Here is a 20106-nt window from a genome sequence, read left to right on the forward strand (position 1 = left end):
GGGGACCCATGGCAATGACACGGGCTACGATGACGACGATCGGCCTTGCCCTGGGGCCGCTGCTGTTGCTGCTGCTGGACGTCATCGTCACCCAAACCATTCCCGGAGGCGTGTTCAATGACTTTTTTGAGCTGCTCCGTGCCACCGCAGTGGCTGCCTGGCCGGTGGGACTGCTGATTGGTCACTGGTACGGACCTCGCAGCCTGACGAGGCTGGTGCCCAGTCCCTTGAGGTACATCATCCTGATTGGCGGGTCGCTGGCGGTGATGGGATTGTCGCTGTTGTTCCTCGGAACGCCGGGAGCTTCGGACATCGTATCCACGGCGGCTCTGTGCACGGGAGCAGTGGCCGGAGCAGTGCTGTGGCCTGTCCAGGACCCGTCCCGCAGGGACGGTCAATGATGCAGGCGGGCCGCAGAATCCGGGTAACCCGAGGTCAGGTGCTGATGACCTCACGCGCGGTGCCCGGTCTTCCGGCTCGTGCAGTGGAGGCGTTGGCGGGCGCACAGGACAGGACTGCGAGCACCAAGGCGATAACGCCCAATCCGACCCAGCCAATGGTGGTGAGGCGTTCGCCAACGATGGTCACTGCAAGGATCGCGGCGATAGCGGGTTCACTCATGGTGATAGTCGTGGCGGTGCTGGCAGTGATACGCGTCAACCCGTAGCCGAACAGAAGGTACCCCAGAAACATCGGAATCAGAGCCATGTACACCGAGACCATAAACGCATCGGAAGTGACGGTCAGTTGTGCACCTTTGAGGAGGAGGACCGGAAGCAGCAGGAGGGCACCCGTGCCGAACACTGCGCCCATTGAGGCAGCCCGGCCGATGCCTCGATTCATCAGGCGATGGGCTGCCCACGAGTAGCCGGCATAGCTGGTTCCGGCGACGAGGCCGAGGATGATTCCACCAATAGTCGACCCGAAATCGCCAGTGGCGAAGGTCATCTTCGAATAGCAGAGAAGGGCACTGCCGACGATCCCGAGGGCGACGGCGATCAACCACCACCGGCTGAGCGGGACGTGCTGCACACATCGTTCCAAGACCCCTGACGCAAGCGGGGCTGAGGCGAGCGACACCACTGTGCCGACCGCCACGCCGGCCAGATGCATCGAGCTGTAAAACGTGAGTGGGTAAATCGCCACCGCTAACCCGCCGGAACAGACCAACGGCAGGTTGGCACGCAGTTGTCCGCCGGCCCGGCGCAATGCCGGGAGAGCGACGAGTGCCTGCAGGGCGCCTCCGACGCCCAAGGCGGCGGCTCCGATCGCCAATGGTCCAGCCTCGGGAGCGAAACTGGCGGCGGTGCCAGTAGTGCCCCACAAAATCGAAGCGACTGTGATCGCACCGATGGCGATCAACTGTTGCCTCACGCAGCATCCACCAGCGAGGTGGCAATCATCCGGGCGCGCATTAGCCGCTGTGACGATCCTTCAAGACCGGCACGGGACACCGCCCCTTCGAGGAGGAAGGCCATCTGCTCGGCAAGAACCGCGGCCTCCCGGTTGCCAAGGAGCCCGGCCAGATGATCGGTCAGGATCGCCTCGACCACTTCCTTGTGTTGACGAACAGCCACGCGCCCCGCCGCACCAACAGGCAGTTCAGCAGCGGCGTTGAGCAGCCCACAGCCGCGAAACCCGTGGGTGTGAGCCTTTTCAGCATGATCGATGTATGCGTCAAACACCGCCTGCACTCGGTCGCGGGCGGTCTGCGCGGCCGTCAGGCGCCGCTCATATAGCTCCATCCATTCCTGATGCCGGGCTTGGATGTAGGCCAGCATCAAGTCGTCCTTGGACGTGAAATTGTTGTACAGGCTCTTCCGTGCCACGCCGGCCCTCGCAGTGATCGCATCGATGCCCGTGCCCACCATCCCGTGGGCATAGAACAAGTCCGCAGCGGCCTCCAGCAGCCGTTCACGCGCCGGACGCTCCCGACTGATTACTTCATCCATCGAACACCTCATACTTGGTAGGTAGACCAGTCTACCTACTACGGTAAGGCACGCCAATTTCAGGCCGTTTCTGTCATCTGTGGCATGATTCAGATCGAACGGCGCTATTTCCGCAGCGGGGAGCCGATGGAACGGAAGAGGAGTTTCAGCTGGTCCCGCCTCCTCATGCCGCTGTAGACAATGAAGTCATCGGTGGCGTGGACGCCGGGATTGTCGACGCATTCGGCTGCCAGTTTCCGGAGCGCCTGCAGCTGCGGAACGCTCATGGTCAGCGGCCGCTCATCCGGATGCCGGCGTGCCCCGAGCGGATAATCTGCACCGGGCTTGCGGGGCAGTTCGATGTGGCAGCCCAGGAGGTGGCTCACGGGGTGGTGGGCAGCCAGATCGACGAGCTTGTCGATTGTTGAGGCGAAGGCGCCCATGTCGGGGGCATAAAGCCGTCCCGGATATACGGTGTCGCCGGTCAGCAGCAGGCCGGTCCACGGGTCGTAAAACGTAACCGCGGCCGCCTGGTGGCCAGGAGACGGAATCACCAACAACTCCCGACTGCCCAGGTCCAGGGTGGCAGTTCCGGCGGGCCATTGCGCGAAACCGAAATACTCAACAACGGAATCCAGCTCACCGGGCACCACGGTTGTCCGGGGCCGCTCGATGAACTCGTCGTCGCCGGCGGTATGGTCTCCGTGACCGTGCGAATGGGCAACCAGCAGCTCGTAATTTTCACGCGGATGGGCGGTGAGCCAGTCGTCGATCAACGTGTCGACGACGGACCGCAGCTGCGAGGCGGCCGGCCCCTTGGCGGCACCGGTATCAAGCAGCAGTGCCCTCGATGCCCCGAACAGCAGGAAGATGAAGGGCCCTTCGGGGCTGAGGCGCAGGCTTTGCCGGATAACGAAGGTGTGCGCCTCCAGCTGATGGGTTTGGTACGACGGCTCGTCCGGGTCCGTCCCGTCGATCCACTGCACGTCAAGATTGAGCTCGGCGGGCATAGCGGCGGTGGAATCCGGGTCAGGGTCGGCCATAGGGAGGAGCCTACGGTCAATGCTGCCGCATGTCGATAGGGTGCGGTGGCTGAAAGGCTGCGGTCTATCCAGCGGGGTGGGGCGCTGCTGGTACCTTAAGGGGATGCCCGAGATGCCCGAAGTGGCCGGACTCGTCGAATTCCTGCGCCGCAAACTGGTACCCGATGACGGCGAGCCCGCCGTACTGTCCGACGTCGAGATAGTTTCCTTTTCTGTGCTGAAGACGGCCGGCGTGCCGGTTGAGTCGTTGCGCGGACTGGAGGTGGCCGCCGTCGAGCGCTGGGGAAAGTTCATTGCCGTGCAGGCAGGGAAGTTCTATCTGGTGATCCATTTGGCCAGGGCGGGATGGTTGCGCTGGTCTGAGGAGTTCAAACCGGGGCGACTGCGGCCGGGCAAGGGGGTGATTGCGCTGCGGGTGCGATGTTCGACGTCGGCCGCCCCCGAGGCCGGATTCGATGTCACCGAGGCGGGCACCAAAAAATCCGTGGCTGCGTATCTGGTGGAGTCGCTGGACCAGGTCCCCGGTGTGGCCAGGCTTGGCCCGGATGCGCTGGAGCTGGACCGCGACGCATTTGGCGCGATCATCGTCGGGCACCGGGGCCAGGTCAAGGGGCTGTTGCGGGACCAATCCGTCATTGCCGGAATCGGCAACGCCTACAGCGACGAGATTCTGCATGCGGCACGCTTATCTCCGTTCACACTGGTCACGTCCCTCGATGACGAACAGGTGACGACCCTCTACTCGAGCATGCAGGAGCTGCTGCGATCCGCCCTCGAAGCGGCATCGGGGCGCCCGGCCGCCGAACTCAAGGATGCCAAGCGGCGGAATATGCGTGTCCATGGCAGGGCCGGTGAGAGCTGCCCGGAGTGTGGCGATACCGTGCGGGAGGTGTCCTTCGCGGATTCCGCGCTGCAGTATTGCCCGACCTGCCAGACCGGCGGCAAACCATTGGCTGACCGGCGCACCTCGAAATTTCTCAAATAGCACCGGCGGGCGGGCTTGTCAGGTGGCAAGGCTGGCCAGATCGATGGTGTGGTCCGAGTGCAGGTGGGTTACGAATATGCCCCGCAACGAGCCGACGGGCAGTCCCGCCAGGGAGAGCTGCCGTCCGACCCCGTGGCCTGCATCCACCAGGTATGTGCTGTCGCCGACGACAATGGCGGTGGCGATGCCCGCCCGCTGTCCGGCGGTCTGGCCGGACCACCAGCGGGGGCCACCGGCTGTGCCGAGGGTGATGACCCGGGGGCGGGCGTCGGAATTGTGGGGAGGCATATGCACCCTTCGTCTCAATGGTTATGGTGTGCGTCACGTCTGTCACCATCATGAATACGAACCGAACACCTGTAAAACTGTTAAAACTATGCTTCAATATCAGGTCTGCTTATATAGGAGCGGCAGTGACGGCGATGACGGGGCGGACGGCGGAGACGGGGTCGGGATTGTGCAAACCTGCATTTAAACGAAACAGCAGAAGATGTGCGCCGGGCTGCAGGGTTTGCCGGGCGCACATCTTCTGCTGAGGGGTGCTTCGGTGGGTACTGGAGTTAGCCTCCTTTAGAGCTGCTCGCCGACCTTGAAGCCGCGCTCTTCGCCCGGCTCACGCGTGTAGGAGAAGCCATCGGCGCCAACCGTGACGTCCATCTCCCGCGATTCGCTCCGCTCGAGAACCGGCTGCGGATTTCCGTCCAGGTCCAGCACCAGTGAGGCGTCGGTGTACCAGCTGGGAACCACCGGATTGCCCCACCAGTCGCGGCGCTGGTTGTCGTGGACGTCCCAGGTGATCGTCGGATTGTCCGGGTCGCCGGTGTAGTAGTCCTGCGTGTAGATCTCGATCCGGTGGCCGTCCGGGTCGAGAATGTACAGGTAGAACGCATTGGAGACGCCGTGCCGGCCCGGTCCGCGCTCGATCCGGTCGGAGATGCGCAGTGCACCCATCTTGTCGCAGATCTGGATGATGTTGTGCTTCTCGTGGGTGGCGAAGGCCGCATGGTGCATCCGCGGGCCGTCGCCGCCGGTCAGCGCCGTATCGTGCACGGTCTGCTTGCGATACATCCAGGCCGCATAAGTGACGCCGTCGCTGTCCTTGATGTCCTCGGAGACCTTGAACCCCAGGTCCTCGAGGTACTTACGGCCCTTGGGTACGTCCGGGGTTACCTGGTTGAAGTGATCCAGGCGCACCAGTTCGCCGGCACTGTAAATGTCGTACCGCTGGGTCAGCCGCTCCACGTGGTCGACCTCGTGGAAGAACTCGTAGGGGAACCCGAGGGGGTCCTCCACGCGCACGGAGTCGCCGACGCCCTTGCTGAACCCCTCGGTGCGGCGTTCAGTGCGGCACCCGAGCTCCTGGTAGTACGCCTCGGCCTGGTCCACGTCCTGTGGAGTCCGGACGCGGTAGGAGAAGGCGGCGACGGCGGCAATCGGCCCGGCGCGCAGCACCAGGTTGTGGTGGATGAACTCCTCGAAGGAGCGCAGGTAGATCGCGTTCTCGTCTTCGGTCGTCACATGCAGGCCCAGCAGGCCCACGTAGAACTCCCTGGACTTGGCCAGATCGGTGACGACGATATCCATGTACGCGGACCGGACAATATCCGGCGGCGCGATGGTGGGGGTGGGGATGGAATCACTCATGGTGTGCTCTTTTCTCTGCTGGGCTCTCCGGGTCTCCGCGCGGGTCTCGGTGCGCTCGTTCCTCGCTTACTCGACCGCCGGTGCGTTGGTCGAGTAAGGCGCTCCGCGCCGCATCGAGACCGGGCTGGAGTGGTCGACCACCGGTGGATTATTGACCGAGGTCAGGCGCCGAACTTCGGGGTGTGCACGTCGCCGAGGGTGATGTGCACGGCCTGCTGGTCGGTGTAGAAGTCGATGGAACGGTAGCCGCCCTCGTGGCCCAGGCCGGAGGCCTTCACCCCGCCGAAGGGGGAACGCAGGTCGCGCACGTTGTGGCTGTTCAACCACACCATGCCGGCCTCCACCGACTGCGCGAAGTTGTGCCCGCGCTTCAGGTCGTTTGTCCAGATGTAGGCAGCCAGCCCGTACTTGGTGTTGTTGGCCAGTTCCAGGGCCTCTTCGTCGGTGTCGAACGGGGTGATTGCCACGACGGGACCGAAGATTTCCTCCTGGAAGATCCGCGCGTCGGGGGCAACATCGGCGAAGACCGTCGGGGCCACGTAGGAGCCGTTCTCCTGGCCGGCCGGCAGGTTCTCCGGGCGGCCGCCACCAGCGAGCAGTTTGCCTTCGCTCTTGCCCATCTCGACGTAGGACATCACCTTGTCGTAGTGCTCGGGATGCACCAGCGCGCCGACTTGCGTATCGGGATCGTGCGGGTCGCCGACCACAATGTTCTTCGCACGGGCCGCATACCTCTCGCAGAACTTGTCGTAGATACTGCGGTGGACCAGGATCCTCGAACCGGCGGTGCAGCGCTCGCCGTTCAGCGAGAAAACACCGAACAGGGTGGAGTCGATGGCGGCATCGAAGTCCGCGTCGTCGAACACCACGGCCGGTGACTTGCCGCCCAGCTCCATGGACATGCCCTTCAGGCCCTCGGCGCAGTTGCGGAAGATCGTCTGGCCGGTGGTTGATTCGCCGGTGAACGAGATCAGCGGCACGTCCGGGTGCTTGACCAACGCATCGCCGGCGGTCTCGCCAAAGCCGTTGACCAGGTTGAACACCCCCTCGGGCAGTCCCGCGTCTTCGAAGATCTGCGCCCACAGCGAGGCCGACAGCGGGGTGAACTCGGCGGGCTTGAGCACCACCGTGCAGCCGGATGCGATGGCCGGAGCCAGCTTCCAGGATTCGAGCATGAACGGGGTGTTCCACGGGGTGATCAGCCCGGCAACGCCGATTGGTTTGCGCTTGACGTAGTTCATTTGCGAGCCGGGGACGTTGAAGGCGTTGTCGTGCTGGGCGACGATCAGGTCGGCGAAGAACCGGAAGTTTTCCGCCGCACGCCGTGCCTGGCCACGGGCCTGGGTGATCGGCAGGCCGGTGTCGAAGGTCTCCATCTCCGCCAGCCGGTCCTCCTGGGCGACGACGGCGTCGGCGATCTTGTACAGCACGTTGGCCCGCTCGCGCGGTTTCATCGTCGGCCACGGGCCGTTGGCGAAGGCATCCTTGGCCGCTGCCGTGGCGGCGTCGACGTCGGCCTGCTGGCCGGACGCGGCGGTGCAGTAGGGCTGGTTGGTGACCGGGTCGAGGATGTCGAAGGTGCCGCCGTCGGCCGAATCAACGAACTTACCGGCGATGTAGTGCTTCAGGTTGGTCGGCAGGTTGTCGGGGACAAAGTGTTCCGTTGCTGTCTGCGCGGTCTGAGTCGTATTCTGTGTCATGCCACTCTCCTTACGTGGTGCCGGTGATTACTTGGTGATCTGGAAGCCGTCGACGCTGGTCATGTACTCGGCGCCTTCGTCGAGCAGCGCCTTGATCTTGCGCTGGCCCGCATCGGTGGGGGCGACCAGCGGCAGGCGGACGTGCTCGGAGGCGATCAGGCCGCGCTGGGCCATCACCAACTTCGACGGCGCCGGATTGGTCTCTGCGAACAGCAGGTCCACCAGCGGGTGCACGCCGTAGTGGATCTCGCGGGCCTTGGCGAAGTCGCCGGCCTCCCAGGCGTCGTACATGTCGGCCACTGCCTTCGGTGCCATGTTGCCCAGGGCGGAGATGAAGCCGACGCCGCCGAGGGCCATCAGCGGCAGGCACAGCAGTTCGATGCCGGACCAGACCATGAGCTCAGGGCCGGCGGCGTGCATCACCCGGGAGAAGTGCTCAAAGTCCTTGGTGGTCTCCTTGATGCCGACGATGTTGTCGAAGTCCTTGAACAACCGGGCGACGGTTTCCGGGGAAATGTCGACGGCGGTGCGGGTGGGCACGTTGTAGATCACCAGCGGCATCTGCGGGAATTCGCGGGCCACGGTGGCGAACCACTGGTACAGCGCCTCCTGCGTGGGCTTGGCGTAGTACGGGGTGATGATCATGGCCGCGTCGGCGCCGGCGTCGACGGCGGCGGCGGTCAGTTCCAGCGTCTCGGACATCTTGGCGGTGCCGGTTCCGGGCATCAGCGGTGCCTGGTCGCCGATTTCGTCGGCGGCGGTGCGGATGGCCGCGGCGCGTTCTTCGACGGACTGCGCGCCCGGCTCGCTGGTGGAGCCGCCTATGGTGATGCCGTCGGTGCCGTTGGCCAGCTGCCAGCGGATCATGTTCCGCAGGCTGTCATGGTCGACCTCGCCGGAGTCGGTGAACGGAGTGAACAGGGCGGCCAGCGCGCCCTTCAGGTGGGTCTGCGGATCGTTGCGGAATTTCATCATGCTCCTTCGACGGATGTTTCGGCGTGGTTCAAATAGGCGGTCAGGGTGGCCGCGCGGTGGTTCCGTGCGGCGCGTTCTATGGTGTCGACGTCGGCGTCGGACTCGATCAGCTGCAGCAGCTCTTCATGTTCGGCCACCGATTCGCGGGCCCGGCCCGGTACGTAGTTGAAGGTGGAGGCGCGGATGGTGTTCAGCCGGTCCCATCCGCGGTGCACCAGGTCAAGGATGTGTGGATTGGGGCAGTGGGTGAACAGCACCGAGTGGAATTCGAGGTTCAGCGAGGTGAATCGCACCGGATCGAAATGATCCAGGCAGTCGCGCATCTGTTCATTGATGCGGCGGGCGGCGGCGATATCGGCGTCGCTGACCAGCGGGGCCGACAGCGCGGTGGCCGCTCCCTCGACGATGCTCAACGTCTGCATGGTGTGCAGATACTCGCCGGTGTCGATGCCCGCCACAGTGGCGCCGATATTTCGCTCAAACGTCACCAGCCCTTCGGCTTCGAGCCGGCGGATCGCCTCGCGGACGGGCACCACGCTGACGTTGAGGTCCTTGGCGATCCGCCCGAGCACCAGGCGGTAGCCGGCACCGTAGCTGCCGTCGGCGATTTTGGCCTTGATCGCGTCATAGGCCCGCTCCGACTTGCTGCCCGGTGCCGGTTCCACATTCGCCGCGAGGCTCATGAGCCGTCCCACTGTTGGTACGTGTTCTTCCAGTCGGCGTTCATCGGGTAGAGCCCGTCGACGCTGTGTCCGGCCGCGACCTTTTCGGCGATGAACGTTTCCTGGCGTTCCTGCTCGACGGAGTCGTCGGCGAGTTCTTCGGCAATGGCCGGCGGGATCACCAGTACGCCGTCGGAGTCTCCGACGATGATGTCGCCGGGCTGCACGGTGGCGCCGCCGCAGCCGATGGTGGCGTCGATATCCCATGGGATGTGCTTGCGGCCGAGCACGGCCGGGTGGGCGCTGGCGAAGAAGGTGGGCATGTCCAGTTCGGCGACGGCTTCGACGTCGCGCACGCCGCCGTCGGTGATCACCGCGGAAGCCCCATTGACCTGGGCACGCAGCGCGAGGATGTCTCCGATGGTGCCACAGCTCTTATCCCCGCGGGCCTCCATCACCAGCACATCGCCGTCGGTCAGCGAGTCGATGACCCGCTTCTGGGCGTTGAATCCGGCGCCGTGGGCCTTGAACAGGTCTTCGCGGTTGGGCATGTAGCGCAGGGTGCGGGCCTGGCCCACGATGCGCTGCTGCGGACGCGTGGACTGCAGGCCGTCGATGCTGACATTGTTCAGGCCGCGTTTGCGCAGCTGCGAGCTCAGGGTCGCCGTGGCGACCGAGGCGAGCTTGTCCTTCAAGGCAGCCGTCAACACCGGTTCCGGCTGCGGGACCTGGCCGGCTCCGTAGGCAGCCTCACGTTCGGAGTCGTTGACCTTGGGACCGGCGCCGAAGGAAGCCAGCGGCACCTCGGACTGGGTCACGGTGGTGGAAAGCCGGCCGGTGGACAACGATGCGGCGGGGGAGTCGACTTCAACTTCGACGACGTCGCCGGGCTGGGCCACGGATGCTCCGGTCGGGGTGCCGGTCAGGATCATGTCGCCGGGCTCGAGGGTGAGCAGCTGCGACAGGTCCGCGACCAGCCGGGCGAAGGGGAAGAGCAGCGTGTCGGTGGTGTCGTCCTGCACCACCGCATCATTAACCCAGGTGCGCACCCGCAGCGAGGCGGGGTCGACGTCGGCGGCGGGGATCAGGCCCGGGCCGACGGGGGTGAAACCGTCGCCGCCCTTCGACCGCAAATTGGAGCCCTTGTCCGCGTAGCGCAGGTCATAGACGCCGAGGTCGTTGCTGGCGGTCACGTACCCGACGTGGCCCCAGGCGTCCTCGAGGCTCACCCGGCGCGCGCGGGTGCCGATCACCAGTGCAACTTCGCCTTCGTAGGCGAGCAGTTCACAGCCGGCGGGGCGTTCCACGGTGCCGCCGGACAAGCTCAGCGACGAGCCGGGCTTGAGGAAGTAGGAGGGCTGCTCCGGCGTCCGGCCCCGCTCCGCCGCACGGCTCGGATAATTGATGTGGACGGCAATGACCTTACCGGCGTCGGAAATGGTCTGCGCGGACACCTGCTCCATATGTTCCCTGCTTCCGTTGGTGATGTATAAAATCGTATACGATCAGTTAACCGTGTGCGGGCGGTCACGTCAAGGGCCCGCGCGATGGAGTTGAGGCGGATTTCTTTCATGAAGGGAGGGCCGGCGCCGACGGCTGGCGTGGCATAGCGAGGCGCGGATCAACGGGTGATTAGTAGAGGTCGAACGCAGTGCAGATCGCTTCGCCCAGTTGAAGTTCCTGGTGGGGCAGGAAGTACCCGATTTTTCGGCGCAGCGTGGAGGCCGGGACGGTGGTGAGATTGTCGCAGCTGACGACGCTTTCATGGTCCAAGCCGTTATCGCGCCCAACAGGTACCTCGGTCGACAGTCCGCGGATGGTGCTCGTGATTGGGGCGACCGTGACCCGCGTCAGATGCGGGCGCACCAACTCGCGGGTAAGGATGAGCACGGGTCGCATCTTGTCGAGTTGGGCCATATGGATTGGCCGCATCAGTCGAGGTCTTCCATCGGGGTTGCAACGGCGAAATCGGCCAGCGCATCCAGGTCGTCAACATCGCCCTTCGTGCGCGCCAGGATGGCGGCATCGCGGGCTGCGATCTCGTTTCGGCGTTCCCGTTCCACCGCATGGGCGACTGCTGCGGCTCTGCTCGGAGCCCGCCCGTGTGTGACAAGACTGTCAAGAAAGGCGACCAGATCCTCGGGCAACCGCACGGCTATCTGCTTACTCATACCATAATGATACCGGATTGGGATGCACGCTTATGCATGCTAAAGACGCAGCGGAGCCGTGTAGATTCGGCGGAGGGGAACCGCTGGTATAAATACAACCATTCCCGGATGGTTCCATCCCCGGTGTCCAGTCGGTGGCGATGTCCGCAGGGTGCTCATGAGGGTATCCCGTTGGCGATGTTCTCTAACGCTTTGACGTGTTGATCGAAGACTTTCTTTCCTTCCTGGGTGATTGTGATCCAGGTGAGGCGTCGAGCATCAGCTCGCGTTCGGGACGCTTCCTTTGTCACGGCTGCATACCCGGCTTCTACAAGGATTTTCAGGTTCTTCGACAGGTGCGCGTCGGTGATTTCCATGGTTGTTCGAAGCACGTGGAACTCGATTCGATCCACCCGGTGGAGTATCCCGCAAATCCTCAGCCGCACAGGCGAATGAACAATATCGTCAAAGGCCGGTCCTGCGTCTGCAGTCACGGACGCGCCCCGGTGCGTTCGCCGAGTTCGCGGCGTAAATGCCGATCATACCGGGGGCCCAGCAATGCGACAGCCAGGAACGCACCCATAGCGGGGAGCAGAGCCCACCAGGTCGGGATATCGAAGATGTTGATGCTCAATGATGCGAGCATCAACACCACGACTATGCCGGCCAGGCTGAAGCCGATGGTCCGGGTTCCCTTGCCTGCCGGCCCGGAAATCCTGACGCCGTGCAGGCGAGCGTGAATGGACGGCACAGTCACGGCGGCGATGACGACGATCGCCATCAGGATGCTCGCCATCGTGCCGTCCAGAGCCGGAGCCGTCACCAAAAGCACGGTGATCAGCCCCAGCGCGGGGTAATACCACCACGGCGTGACCATACGTCCGGCCAGCCGGGACCGGTCCGCGTCGAGCCCCGCGAGTGATTCCCGGGCCGCAGCAGGGGAGATCCTGTTGGATTCTGAGTCGCTTGCCATTACGGCAAGTCTATAAATGGCTTGCCGTAATGGCAAGCGACTCAGGTGCCCCTGTGGAAGCCAGAGCCTTGTCCCGGTCGCGTACACTGGCAACACACATCGACAAGGGCAACAAGGGTGGAGTCTGGACGAAGAGTCCGGACGAGCAGGCAGGAAGAATCGAAGAGTGAGCTCAATACCCGTTGGTCGCCAACAGCGAACCATCACTGACCCGTACCAGCCCATGGGGGTTATCGGACTCATCGTGGCGTTCTTTCTCCCGCCCGTCGGTTTACCGGTCAGCATTGTGGCGAAGCGGTGGTCCGCGCAAGAAGGTTTCTACAACCAGTGGGCCATGTATGGCATATACATCGGAACCGGTATGTTGCTCGCTTGGCTGGTTGTTCCTGTAGGCACGGCGCTCGGCTACTAAGCTTGCCGGCCTGGGCCGGCGCTGCGCTCAACCAGTGAGCTTCACTTCACGACAGGAAGCGACGCGGTCACACTGAACGCATGAACCTGGTCAGGGGGAAAATGCCGTACCGATGCTCGGTGCCCGGTTCGGTGGGCTGGGGATATGCACGTTTCCGGTCGAGTTGCCGCCGGTGTGCGGGTCGTCCGGGTGATCCGGTGACGGCCTGGCACTGCCGGCATGGAGGTTCGGTTCCTCATCGTGGGGCAGCGTCCAGTCGCGCAGGGTCAATGCCACGGTGTGGGCTTCGGGGCGTTGCTGCGGGTCCCGATGTGTCATCCGTTCCAGCAAATCGCACCAGCCGGGTCCCAGGGCGGAAGGAATCAGGGGGTCGCGCAGCAGCCGCGCAACTGCTGCTTCCACCACTGGACCGGGGAATGCCTTTTCCCCGGTGAGGCACTCGAGGAGCACCAGTCCCAGTGAATAGATGTCGGATGGGGGTGCAACCTGCACGCCTTCGGCCTGTTCGGGGCTGAGGTAGTTGGCAGTGCCCAGTGCCGCTCCTTGTGCCGTGGCCAGCGTGGACTCCATTACCTTGGCAATACCGAAGTCCGTCAGCTTGGCCGTCAGCCGGGTGTCCTGTTCGTCCTCGCCTGAAATCAGGATGTTCGCGGGCTTGACGTCGCGGTGGATGACCCCGTTGTGATGGATGTAGTTCAAGGCATCGGCCAGATCGGCGCCCAATTCCGCGATGGTTACCGGGTCCAACTGTCCGGACTTGAGCCATTTGCGCAGGTCCTGGCCGTCAACCAGTTCCATCACGAGATAACTGGCGATGGCGCCGTCGTCGTCGGTGTGCAGGCCCGCGTCATGGAGGGTGACCAGCCCGGGATGATTCAGCGTGGCGAGCAGCTGCATTTCGGTGTGCTGGCGCCGGTAATCGTCGTCATCGGCTGTGGCGGGGGCGAACATCTTCACCGCCACATCCCTGCCCAGGGACTCGTCGGCGGCGTGGTACACCGTGGCGCCTCCGCCGGTGCCCAAAAGATCGTGCGCGCGATATCGCCCACCCAGTAACAAATCCACGAGACCTCTGGCCCTTTAATAACGCTAAGTGTACTGATAACTACGGCTATCCTAGCGCAGCTGCCATGGCATACGCGTCTCAGGACCCTAACGATTCCATTGCAGAGGTGTTACCGATGTGACTGCCCTGGGGTTGAACGCCGTTGCGGTTCGAGACCGGAATAACCGAAGGGCGTCCACTGTCTTGGAACGGCCCGCATACCAGTATAACGTGGTCCGGCGGTTACTGCGCGCTACTGCCTGGCCAGTGTCGAGCCGAACCAACCGGTGGCCCGGCGAGCCACTTCCTCCAGCGCGCCGGGTTCTTCGAACAGATGCGTAGCGCCATCGACGATCGACAGCTCCGGCTCCACGGGCATCCGACCGGCGGCGGCTTCGTTGAACAGGATCACCTGATGGTCCCGGCCGCCAACCAGCAGCAGCGCCGGCGCTTGGGTCCTTTCCAGGGCATCTCCCGTCAGGTCGGGGCGCCCGCCCCTGGAGACCACGGATTTCACCAGATCCGGGCGGTCCGCGGCGGTGCGCAGTGCGGCAGCCGCCCCCGTGCTCGCACCGAAAAGCCCGATCGGCAGACCACCAACCTCCGGAAGCCGTGGGGCCTGGTCCACCACGTCAGTCAGCCGCCCGCCGAGCAGGTCGATGTCGAAGCGCAATGACGCGTCCAGTCCGTCACGGCGTTCCTCAGCGGCTGTCAGCAGGTCGAACAGCAGCGTGGCGAAACCGGCCTGCTGGAGTTGTTCGGCGACGAAGACATTGCGCGGGCTGCGCCTGCTGCTGCCGCTGCCATGGGCAAACACCACCAGGCCGTTTGCGTCTGGAACCGGATGCAGGTCGGCAGCCAATTCCACTTGGTCCACCTGCAAGGAAAGCGTGTCCATCGAAAACCTCCCGTCTGTTCCCGTCAGGTCCCGGCGCGGATTCCGGCTCCGTCCCGGCTAATCTCCAGCGGCGAGGAAATCGACCGCTGCGTTCTTGAAGGTCCGCGATGTCACCGCATTGGTGTGGGAGCGGGCCGGCAGCACCAGCGTCCGCGCGTTCGCGCTCAATCCGGCAAGCCGGGGCATGGTCTCGGCCAACTCGTCCTTCTCCCCGGCCACCAGCAGCATCGGCATGTGGGGCACCGCCTCGGCGGGTACGAATGGCTCGGTTTTGATCGCCTGAATCATGCTCAGCAGCGAAAAAATATCGTTGGTCGGCACCAGTTGGGCCATCTTCAACAGGCTGTAGCTGCGCTCATCGGCCATTGCAGTGCCGTCAGCCAGATACTGCTGGGCGGCCGCCAGGTCGAAGTCCGCCAGCGGATCATCCGTGGACGGACCGCCGAGGACCATCCGGTGCACCAACTCGGGCTGGGTGGCGCCAAACTCCCAAGCCAGCCGGGAGCCAAGCGAGTATCCGATGATGTCCACCCCCGACGTCGGATCATCATCGGCCACGGGGGAGACGTGAGCGTCGTAGAGTACCTGCAGAATGTCGGCACGCATCCGGCTGGGCGTATATGCGTCCAGGTCTTCGGGCGAAGCGCTGTGTCCGTGGCCGGGAAGGTCGACACTGATCACCCGCCGGCCGGCGCCGGTCAGTGCGGTCAGCCATCCGGCGTCGTGCCAGTTCAGTTTCGACGACGACGCGAACCCATGCAGCAGCAGTACCGGGCGGGTCTCCGGGCGGGTCTCCGCGCGCTCGCTGGCGCTCGCTTGGTCGACCACCGGGGCGCGCTCGCGATCTCGATGCGCTCGTTCCTCGCTTACTCGATCACCGACCGCCGGTGGTCGACCAAGGCGCTCCGCGCCGCGCGGAGACCCGGCAGGCTCGTGGAATTCCACGTGCAGTCCGGCCTGCCTGCCCTCCACTGTTTGGGTCGACTCGGCGCTCACCGTGGTCGGCTCTCCGCCGGCGGACTCCTGTGCCGTCATCGCCTAGTCCTCGTCGTCGGGCAGTGCGCTGAGCCGTACCCGGCGCTTAGGCGCTTCCTCGGCCGGGACGGTCCCGACGATGCCGGCGGTGTCATCGGCCACTTCGAAGACGATCAGCGGCTCTCCCACGTTGATCGTTTCCCCAGGTTCACCGTGAGTCTTGACCACCTTGCCGGCCTGCGGGGACGGCAGCTCGACGGAGGATTTGGACGTTTCAACCTCCACCAGGGGCTGGTTCCGCTCGACCTGGTCGCCGGCCGACACCAGCCACTCCAGCACGGTCGCCTCGATCAGGCCCTCGCCGAGGTCGGGAAGGGGGAAGGAAAGTTCAGCCACGGCGATACTCCAATACTCGCTGGACCCCGAAGAGGATCCGATCAATGTTGGGAATGTACTCGTCTTCGAGATCACCTGAAGGGTACGGTACATCGAAACCGGTAACCCGCTCAACGGGGGCCTTCAGGGTCTTGAAGCACTGTTCAGTAACGGTCGAAGCCACCTCGGCACCGAGTCCGGAAGTCCGGGGTGCTTCATGGACGACGACGGCGCGCCGCGTCCTGGACACGGACGCCGCCAGGGCTGAAGCGTCGATGGGCTTGAGCCAGCGCATGTCCAGCACTTCCAGCTCGACACCGTCTTCGGCGGCCAGCTCGGCCACCTGCAGGCAGCGGGACACCATCGCCCCCCACGCCACCAGGGTGGCGTGCTTGCCTTCGCGGACGACGGCGGCACCTGTGCGGGTGCCTGCGTTGTCCAGGTCGACGGTGCCCTTCTGCCAGTAGCGCGACTTCGGCTCCATGAACATCACAGGGTCCGGCCGCGTGGCGGCGTACTTGAGCTGGTGGTACGCCTCATGCGGGCTCGACGGCGACACCACCTTCAGCCCGGGCACGTGCGCGAACAGAGCCTCGAGGGATTCGCCGTGATGCTCGGGTGCGCGGATGCCTCCGAAGCTGGGAACGCGCAGGGTGATGGGCATTGGCATGGTCCCGCGGCTGCGGTAGTTCATCCGCCCGATTTGGGAAATGATCTGGTTGGTGGCGGGGTAGGCAAACCCGTCGAACTGGACCTCCGGAATGGAATGCCAGCCGGCCATGGCCAGACCCACCGACATGCCCAGGATGCCGGATTCGGCCAGTGGGGTGTCGAACACCCGGTCCGCGCCGAACTTCTGCTGCAGCCCGTCGGTGATCCGGAAGACGCCACCGAGCCGGCCGACGTCCTCACCAAAGACCAGCGTCTTCGGGTTCTCCTCCAGGGTCTCGGTCAACGCCCGGTTCAGCGCCTGCTGCATGGACATGGTGACCGTGTTGCCCGGGGTCTCCGCGCGGGTCTCCGCGCGGGTCTCCGCGCGGCGCGGAGCGCCTTGGTCGACCACCGGTGGTGGAGACCCAGCCGGCTGGATGTCTTCGGCTACCTCGTTAGACATGTTCGGACTCCTCTCGCCACTGCCGTGCCTGCTCGTGAAGGGCCGGCGTCGATTCCTGGAAAACGTACTCGAACATCTCCGACCCCGGCCGGGAGCCGAGTGCCTCAATGCCCGCCCGAATCTGTTCCGCTTCGGCCTTGGCGTCTTCGACCGCCCGGGTGAAGAAGGGTTCGTCGGCCACGCCGTCGGCCTCCAGCCGCTTCCGCAGCCGAGTCACCGGGTCCTCGCCGGCGTCGTCCCGTTCCTGATCCAAGGTGCGGTAACGGCCCGGGTCATCGCTGGTCGAGTGCGGGCCGCGGCGGTAAGTCATCGCTTCAACCACCATGGGACCCTTGCCGGCGCGGGCGTGTTCGAAGGCGCGGGAGGTTGCTTCGGCGACGGCGACGACGTCGTCCCCGTCCACCTGCACCGACTCCATGCCGTAGCCGGCGGCGCGGGCCGCGACGGAGCCGCCGGCTACCTGCCGCTCGGTTGGCACGGAGATGGCCCACCCATTGTTCTGCACGAAGAACACCACCGGTGCGGCCATCACAGCGGCGAAATTCATTGCCTCGTGGACGTCGCCCTGGGAGCTGGCCCCGTCGCCAAAGTAGGTCATGGCCACCGGGTACGTGCCGTCGTCGTCCGGGCCGTTGAGCCGGGCACCATGGGCCCAGCCGACCGCATGCAGCACCGAGCCGCCGACGACGGCCTGAATCGGGGCCAGCCGGGTCTCGACCGGGTTGTACATGCCGCCGTGCCAGGTGGCCTTGTGGGTGGACATGTACTCGACCATGTCCACGCCCATCGCCCGGGCCACGCCCATTTCGCGGTAGGTGGGAAAGACGAAGTCCCGCGAGGTGTCCACGACATAGCCGCTACCCACCTGGGCCGCCTCCTGGCCCAGTTCCGGTGCGTAGGCCGGAAGCAGGCCCTGGCGCTGCCACGAGACGGCCGCCTGGTCCACGTGCCTGACAGAGACCATCAACCGGTACAGCTCTTTGAGCGTTTCGTTGCTGAAATTCATGCTGACTCCTTCACAAGGTGGTCGACGGCGGAACGCCGGTCCCGCATCCAGCTCACCAGCGCGATCACCGCGGTCAGTGCGGCGGTCGCCAGCAGCTGGGTCCTGGCTGCGGGGTCGAACAGGGCCAGTGCCACGATGCCGGCCAGGATCGCCAGCGCAGCGTAGGACAGGTAGGGGAAGGCCCACATTTTCAGGGGCAGGTGCGCATCCGGGTCGCGGTCGGCGCGGCGTCGCAGGATGATCTGCGAAATGATCGACGACCCCCAGATCAGCAGGATGGTGGAGCCGACGGCGTTGAGCAGGATGTTCAGCACGGTCTCCGGCCACAGGTAGTTCAGCACGACGGCGATAAAGCCGAACCCGACCGAGGCCAGCACGGCCGTTTGCGGCACGCCCTTGGAGGACAACTTCGACAGGCGGGCCGAAGCGCGGCCGCGTTCGCTCAATGAATAGATCATCCGGGAGGCGCCGTAGAGGTTGGCGTTCAGTGCCGACAGCAGCGCAATGGCAATGACCACGCCCATGGCGGTCTGCATTCCGGGCAGTCCGGCGAAGGTCAGCACGGCGACGAAGGGGCTGGCGCCCAGTTGCTCGGAGTTCCAGGGCAGCACGGTGATCATGATGATGACTGAGCCGATGTAGAACACCAGGATCCGCCACAGCACCGTGCGGATGGCCTTGCCCACGTTGCGCTCGGGGTCTTCGGTTTCCGCCGCGGCAACAGTTACGATCTCGGTGCCGCCAAAGGCGAAGATCACCACCAACAGCCCGGCGGCGATGCCGCTGAGGCCGTTGGGCATGAAGCCGCCGTGTTCGAAGAGATTGCTCAGGCCGGGGGAGTCGGCGGTGGGCAGCAAACCGAACAGCAGCGCGGCGCCGACGGCGAGGAAGACCACGATGGCGGCGACCTTGAGGATCGCGAACCAGAATTCCATCTCGCCGAACTTGGAGACGCCGAACAAGTTGATGGCGGTGAAGCCGGCGATGAACACCAGAGCCAGCACCCATTGGGGCAGCACCGGCCACATCGAGTTCAGGATGGCTGCCGCGGCGGTGGCCTCGGCGGCAACCACCACGACCAGCTGGATCCACCAGAGCCAGCCGACGGTGGAACCGGCGGTGCGGCCCATGGCCTTTTCGGCGTACACCGAGAACGCGCCGCTGTTCGGGTTGGCGGCGGCCATCTCGCCGAGCATCCGCATCACCAGGATCACCAGTGTGCTGGCCACGATGAGGGAGAGCAGCACGGCCGGTCCGGCGGCGGCAATCCCGGCACCGGTGCCGACGAAGAGCCCGGTGCCGATGGCGCTGCCCAGGCTCATCATCACCAGGTGGCGGGATTTCATCTTCCGTCCCAGGCCGGGCTCGTTGCCGGCGGGGGATCCGTGGTCCGTGGTTTGTTGCTGCGGGGTGGCTGTCACCTTTGAAAGCTCCGTAGGTTGGCGTACAGGAAACTGCAATCTTGCGAAGTTGGAAACGCGATCTACGCTGTGACGCTATTCACCTGACGAGGTGTGTGCAATCTCGTCACCAAAATTTGAGCACAATGTGCACTATGGTGGCGTAGGGCACACTTTGGATGTGCAAAATGTAAAGCGATCGACGGTGCGGGCCTGCACACCCGCCGGGACAAGGAGCCTCGGATGGAACTGGATGAATTGGACCGCCGGATCCTGACACTGTTCACCGAACAGCCCCGGATCCCGGTGTTGGAGGCTTCGCGGATTCTCTCCGTGGCCCGGGCGACGGTCCAGGCGCGTCTGGACCGGATGACGAAGGGCGGCGTGATCAGTGGTTGGGGGCCGAAAATCGATCCGTCCAGCCTGGGCTATCCGGTGATGGCTTTTTGCTCATTGACCATCGAGCAGGACAGCGGGCACGACGTCGTGGCCGACAAGTTGGCCTCCATCCCGGAGGTGCAGGAGGTCCATACCGTCTCCGGCGGCAGTGATTTGCTGGTGAAAGTGGTTGCCCGCTCCAATCCGGATCTGCAGCGCGTCATCGACAGCATCGTCGCCACCCGGATGGTCGTGAGATCCTCGTCCACGCTCGTCTTGAATACCCACTTCCAGGATCGGTCACTGCCCCTGGTGCAAACCACCCGGATGCCCTGAATCCCTGAGGCAGACATTGCGCCGAAGCCTCTCCACGTTGAACTCACTCGCGCCGAGAACGGGTGCATTTCGTTCGGAGCAGGCCTCCGAAAGACTGACGGAGC

24 protein-coding genes are annotated in these 20106 nt (G+C 64.6%); 4 read left to right on the forward strand and 20 right to left on the reverse strand.

The genetic code is table 11. The features are described from left to right. The first annotated feature begins 8 nt into the window (after positions 1 to 8). Positions 9 to 401, forward strand: a complete 393-nt coding sequence (locus tag H535_RS0101055) for a hypothetical protein (RefSeq protein WP_155838457.1) — start codon at positions 9 to 11, stop codon at positions 399 to 401. Between the two features lie 34 nt (positions 402 to 435). Here H535_RS0101055 and H535_RS0101060 read toward each other — a convergent pair whose 3' ends face one another. From H535_RS0101060 to H535_RS22755, 3 genes are all read right to left on the reverse strand, one after another. Then, complete coding sequence (locus H535_RS0101060; protein ID WP_026818071.1) at positions 436 to 1374, reverse strand: EamA family transporter; 939 nt, start codon at positions 1372 to 1374, stop codon at positions 436 to 438. Continuing rightward, complete coding sequence (locus H535_RS0101065) at positions 1371 to 1952, reverse strand: TetR/AcrR family transcriptional regulator (protein ID WP_211236495.1); 582 nt, start codon at positions 1950 to 1952, stop codon at positions 1371 to 1373. The genes H535_RS0101060 and H535_RS0101065 overlap by 4 nt, the downstream gene beginning before the upstream one ends. A 104-nt stretch (positions 1953 to 2056) precedes the next feature. Beyond that, the gene (locus tag H535_RS22755; protein WP_051298290.1) at positions 2057 to 2974 is read right to left on the reverse strand and encodes an MBL fold metallo-hydrolase; all 918 of its coding nucleotides are present in this window, start codon (positions 2972 to 2974) and stop codon (positions 2057 to 2059) included. 103 nt (positions 2975 to 3077) lie between these two features. Between H535_RS22755 and H535_RS0101075 the strand changes: the two genes are divergently transcribed. After that, positions 3078 to 3959, forward strand: coding sequence for a DNA-formamidopyrimidine glycosylase family protein (locus H535_RS0101075; RefSeq protein WP_026818073.1), 882 nt, complete (start codon positions 3078 to 3080; stop codon positions 3957 to 3959). Between the two features lie 18 nt (positions 3960 to 3977). Here the strand turns inward: H535_RS0101075 and H535_RS0101080 are convergent, their stop codons facing one another. The 10 genes from H535_RS0101080 to H535_RS0101130 form a co-directional block, all read right to left on the reverse strand. Further along, positions 3978 to 4247: an MBL fold metallo-hydrolase gene (locus tag H535_RS0101080; protein WP_026818074.1), complete on the reverse strand. Its 270-nt coding sequence runs from the start codon at positions 4245 to 4247 to the stop codon at positions 3978 to 3980. Between the two features lie 282 nt (positions 4248 to 4529). Continuing rightward, positions 4530 to 5603, reverse strand: coding sequence for a 3,4-dihydroxyphenylacetate 2,3-dioxygenase (gene hpaD, locus H535_RS0101085; protein ID WP_026818075.1), 1074 nt, complete (start codon positions 5601 to 5603; stop codon positions 4530 to 4532). 161 nt (positions 5604 to 5764) lie between these two features. Further along, a complete protein-coding gene (gene hpaE / locus H535_RS0101095) occupies positions 5765 to 7303 on the reverse strand; it encodes a 5-carboxymethyl-2-hydroxymuconate semialdehyde dehydrogenase (protein ID WP_026818076.1) in 1539 nt (512 codons plus the stop codon). 27 nt (positions 7304 to 7330) lie between these two features. Further along, the gene (gene dapA / locus H535_RS0101100; protein WP_026818077.1) at positions 7331 to 8275 is read right to left on the reverse strand and encodes a 4-hydroxy-tetrahydrodipicolinate synthase; all 945 of its coding nucleotides are present in this window, start codon (positions 8273 to 8275) and stop codon (positions 7331 to 7333) included. Continuing rightward, the gene (locus tag H535_RS0101105) at positions 8275 to 8961 is read right to left on the reverse strand and encodes a GntR family transcriptional regulator (protein WP_026818078.1); all 687 of its coding nucleotides are present in this window, start codon (positions 8959 to 8961) and stop codon (positions 8275 to 8277) included. Before H535_RS0101105 ends, dapA begins: the two co-directional genes overlap by 1 nt. After that, complete coding sequence (locus tag H535_RS0101110; RefSeq protein WP_026818079.1) at positions 8958 to 10403, reverse strand: fumarylacetoacetate hydrolase family protein; 1446 nt, start codon at positions 10401 to 10403, stop codon at positions 8958 to 8960. The genes H535_RS0101105 and H535_RS0101110 overlap by 4 nt, the downstream gene beginning before the upstream one ends. 169 nt (positions 10404 to 10572) lie before the next feature. Further along, on the reverse strand, positions 10573 to 10872 hold the full coding sequence (locus tag H535_RS0101115) for a type II toxin-antitoxin system PemK/MazF family toxin (RefSeq protein ID WP_026818080.1): 300 nt from the start codon (positions 10870 to 10872) through the stop codon (positions 10573 to 10575). Then, positions 10872 to 11111, reverse strand: coding sequence for a ribbon-helix-helix domain-containing protein (locus tag H535_RS0101120; protein ID WP_026818081.1), 240 nt, complete (start codon positions 11109 to 11111; stop codon positions 10872 to 10874). Before H535_RS0101120 ends, H535_RS0101115 begins: the two co-directional genes overlap by 1 nt. A gap of 155 nt (positions 11112 to 11266) precedes the next feature. After that, complete coding sequence (locus tag H535_RS0101125) at positions 11267 to 11584, reverse strand: transcriptional regulator (protein ID WP_026818082.1); 318 nt, start codon at positions 11582 to 11584, stop codon at positions 11267 to 11269. Continuing rightward, a complete protein-coding gene (locus H535_RS0101130; protein WP_026818083.1) occupies positions 11581 to 12063 on the reverse strand; it encodes a hypothetical protein in 483 nt (160 codons plus the stop codon). The genes H535_RS0101125 and H535_RS0101130 overlap by 4 nt, the downstream gene beginning before the upstream one ends. 166 nt (positions 12064 to 12229) lie before the next feature. On the opposite strand from H535_RS0101130, the gene H535_RS0101135 reads away from it, so the two are divergent. After that, positions 12230 to 12475: a hypothetical protein gene (locus H535_RS0101135; RefSeq protein ID WP_026818084.1), complete on the forward strand. Its 246-nt coding sequence runs from the start codon at positions 12230 to 12232 to the stop codon at positions 12473 to 12475. 90 nt (positions 12476 to 12565) lie between these two features. Here H535_RS0101135 and H535_RS0101140 read toward each other — a convergent pair whose 3' ends face one another. The 7 genes from H535_RS0101140 to H535_RS22765 form a co-directional block, all read right to left on the reverse strand. After that, positions 12566 to 13540, reverse strand: a complete 975-nt coding sequence (locus H535_RS0101140) for a serine/threonine-protein kinase (RefSeq protein WP_026818085.1) — start codon at positions 13538 to 13540, stop codon at positions 12566 to 12568. Positions 13541 to 13773: 233 nt separating this feature from the next. Then, a complete protein-coding gene (locus tag H535_RS0101145) occupies positions 13774 to 14418 on the reverse strand; it encodes a dienelactone hydrolase family protein (RefSeq protein WP_026818086.1) in 645 nt (214 codons plus the stop codon). A gap of 57 nt (positions 14419 to 14475) precedes the next feature. After that, positions 14476 to 15453 (reverse strand): alpha/beta fold hydrolase, encoded by a 978-nt coding sequence (locus tag H535_RS22760; protein ID WP_081416355.1) that lies wholly within the window; start codon positions 15451 to 15453, stop codon positions 14476 to 14478. Positions 15454 to 15456: 3 nt separating this feature from the next. Next, positions 15457 to 15789, reverse strand: a complete 333-nt coding sequence (locus H535_RS0101155; RefSeq protein ID WP_026818088.1) for a biotin/lipoyl-containing protein — start codon at positions 15787 to 15789, stop codon at positions 15457 to 15459. Further along, positions 15782 to 16753 (reverse strand): alpha-ketoacid dehydrogenase subunit beta, encoded by a 972-nt coding sequence (locus H535_RS0101160; protein WP_051298383.1) that lies wholly within the window; start codon positions 16751 to 16753, stop codon positions 15782 to 15784. The genes H535_RS0101155 and H535_RS0101160 overlap by 8 nt, the downstream gene beginning before the upstream one ends. A gap of 121 nt (positions 16754 to 16874) precedes the next feature. Beyond that, positions 16875 to 17888: a thiamine pyrophosphate-dependent enzyme gene (locus H535_RS0101165; protein WP_026818090.1), complete on the reverse strand. Its 1014-nt coding sequence runs from the start codon at positions 17886 to 17888 to the stop codon at positions 16875 to 16877. Next, complete coding sequence (locus tag H535_RS22765; RefSeq protein WP_035768049.1) at positions 17885 to 19234, reverse strand: amino acid permease; 1350 nt, start codon at positions 19232 to 19234, stop codon at positions 17885 to 17887. The genes H535_RS0101165 and H535_RS22765 overlap by 4 nt, the downstream gene beginning before the upstream one ends. A gap of 297 nt (positions 19235 to 19531) precedes the next feature. Here H535_RS22765 and H535_RS0101175 point away from each other — a divergent pair, with 297 nt between their 5' ends. Continuing rightward, on the forward strand, positions 19532 to 20002 hold the full coding sequence (locus H535_RS0101175; protein WP_026818091.1) for an Lrp/AsnC family transcriptional regulator: 471 nt from the start codon (positions 19532 to 19534) through the stop codon (positions 20000 to 20002). Positions 20003 to 20106: the final 104 nt, after the last annotated feature.

Origin of the sequence: Arthrobacter castelli DSM 16402 (assembly GCF_000430705.1) — a bacterium.
Lineage (GTDB): Bacteria > Actinomycetota > Actinomycetes > Actinomycetales > Micrococcaceae > Arthrobacter_C > Arthrobacter_C castelli.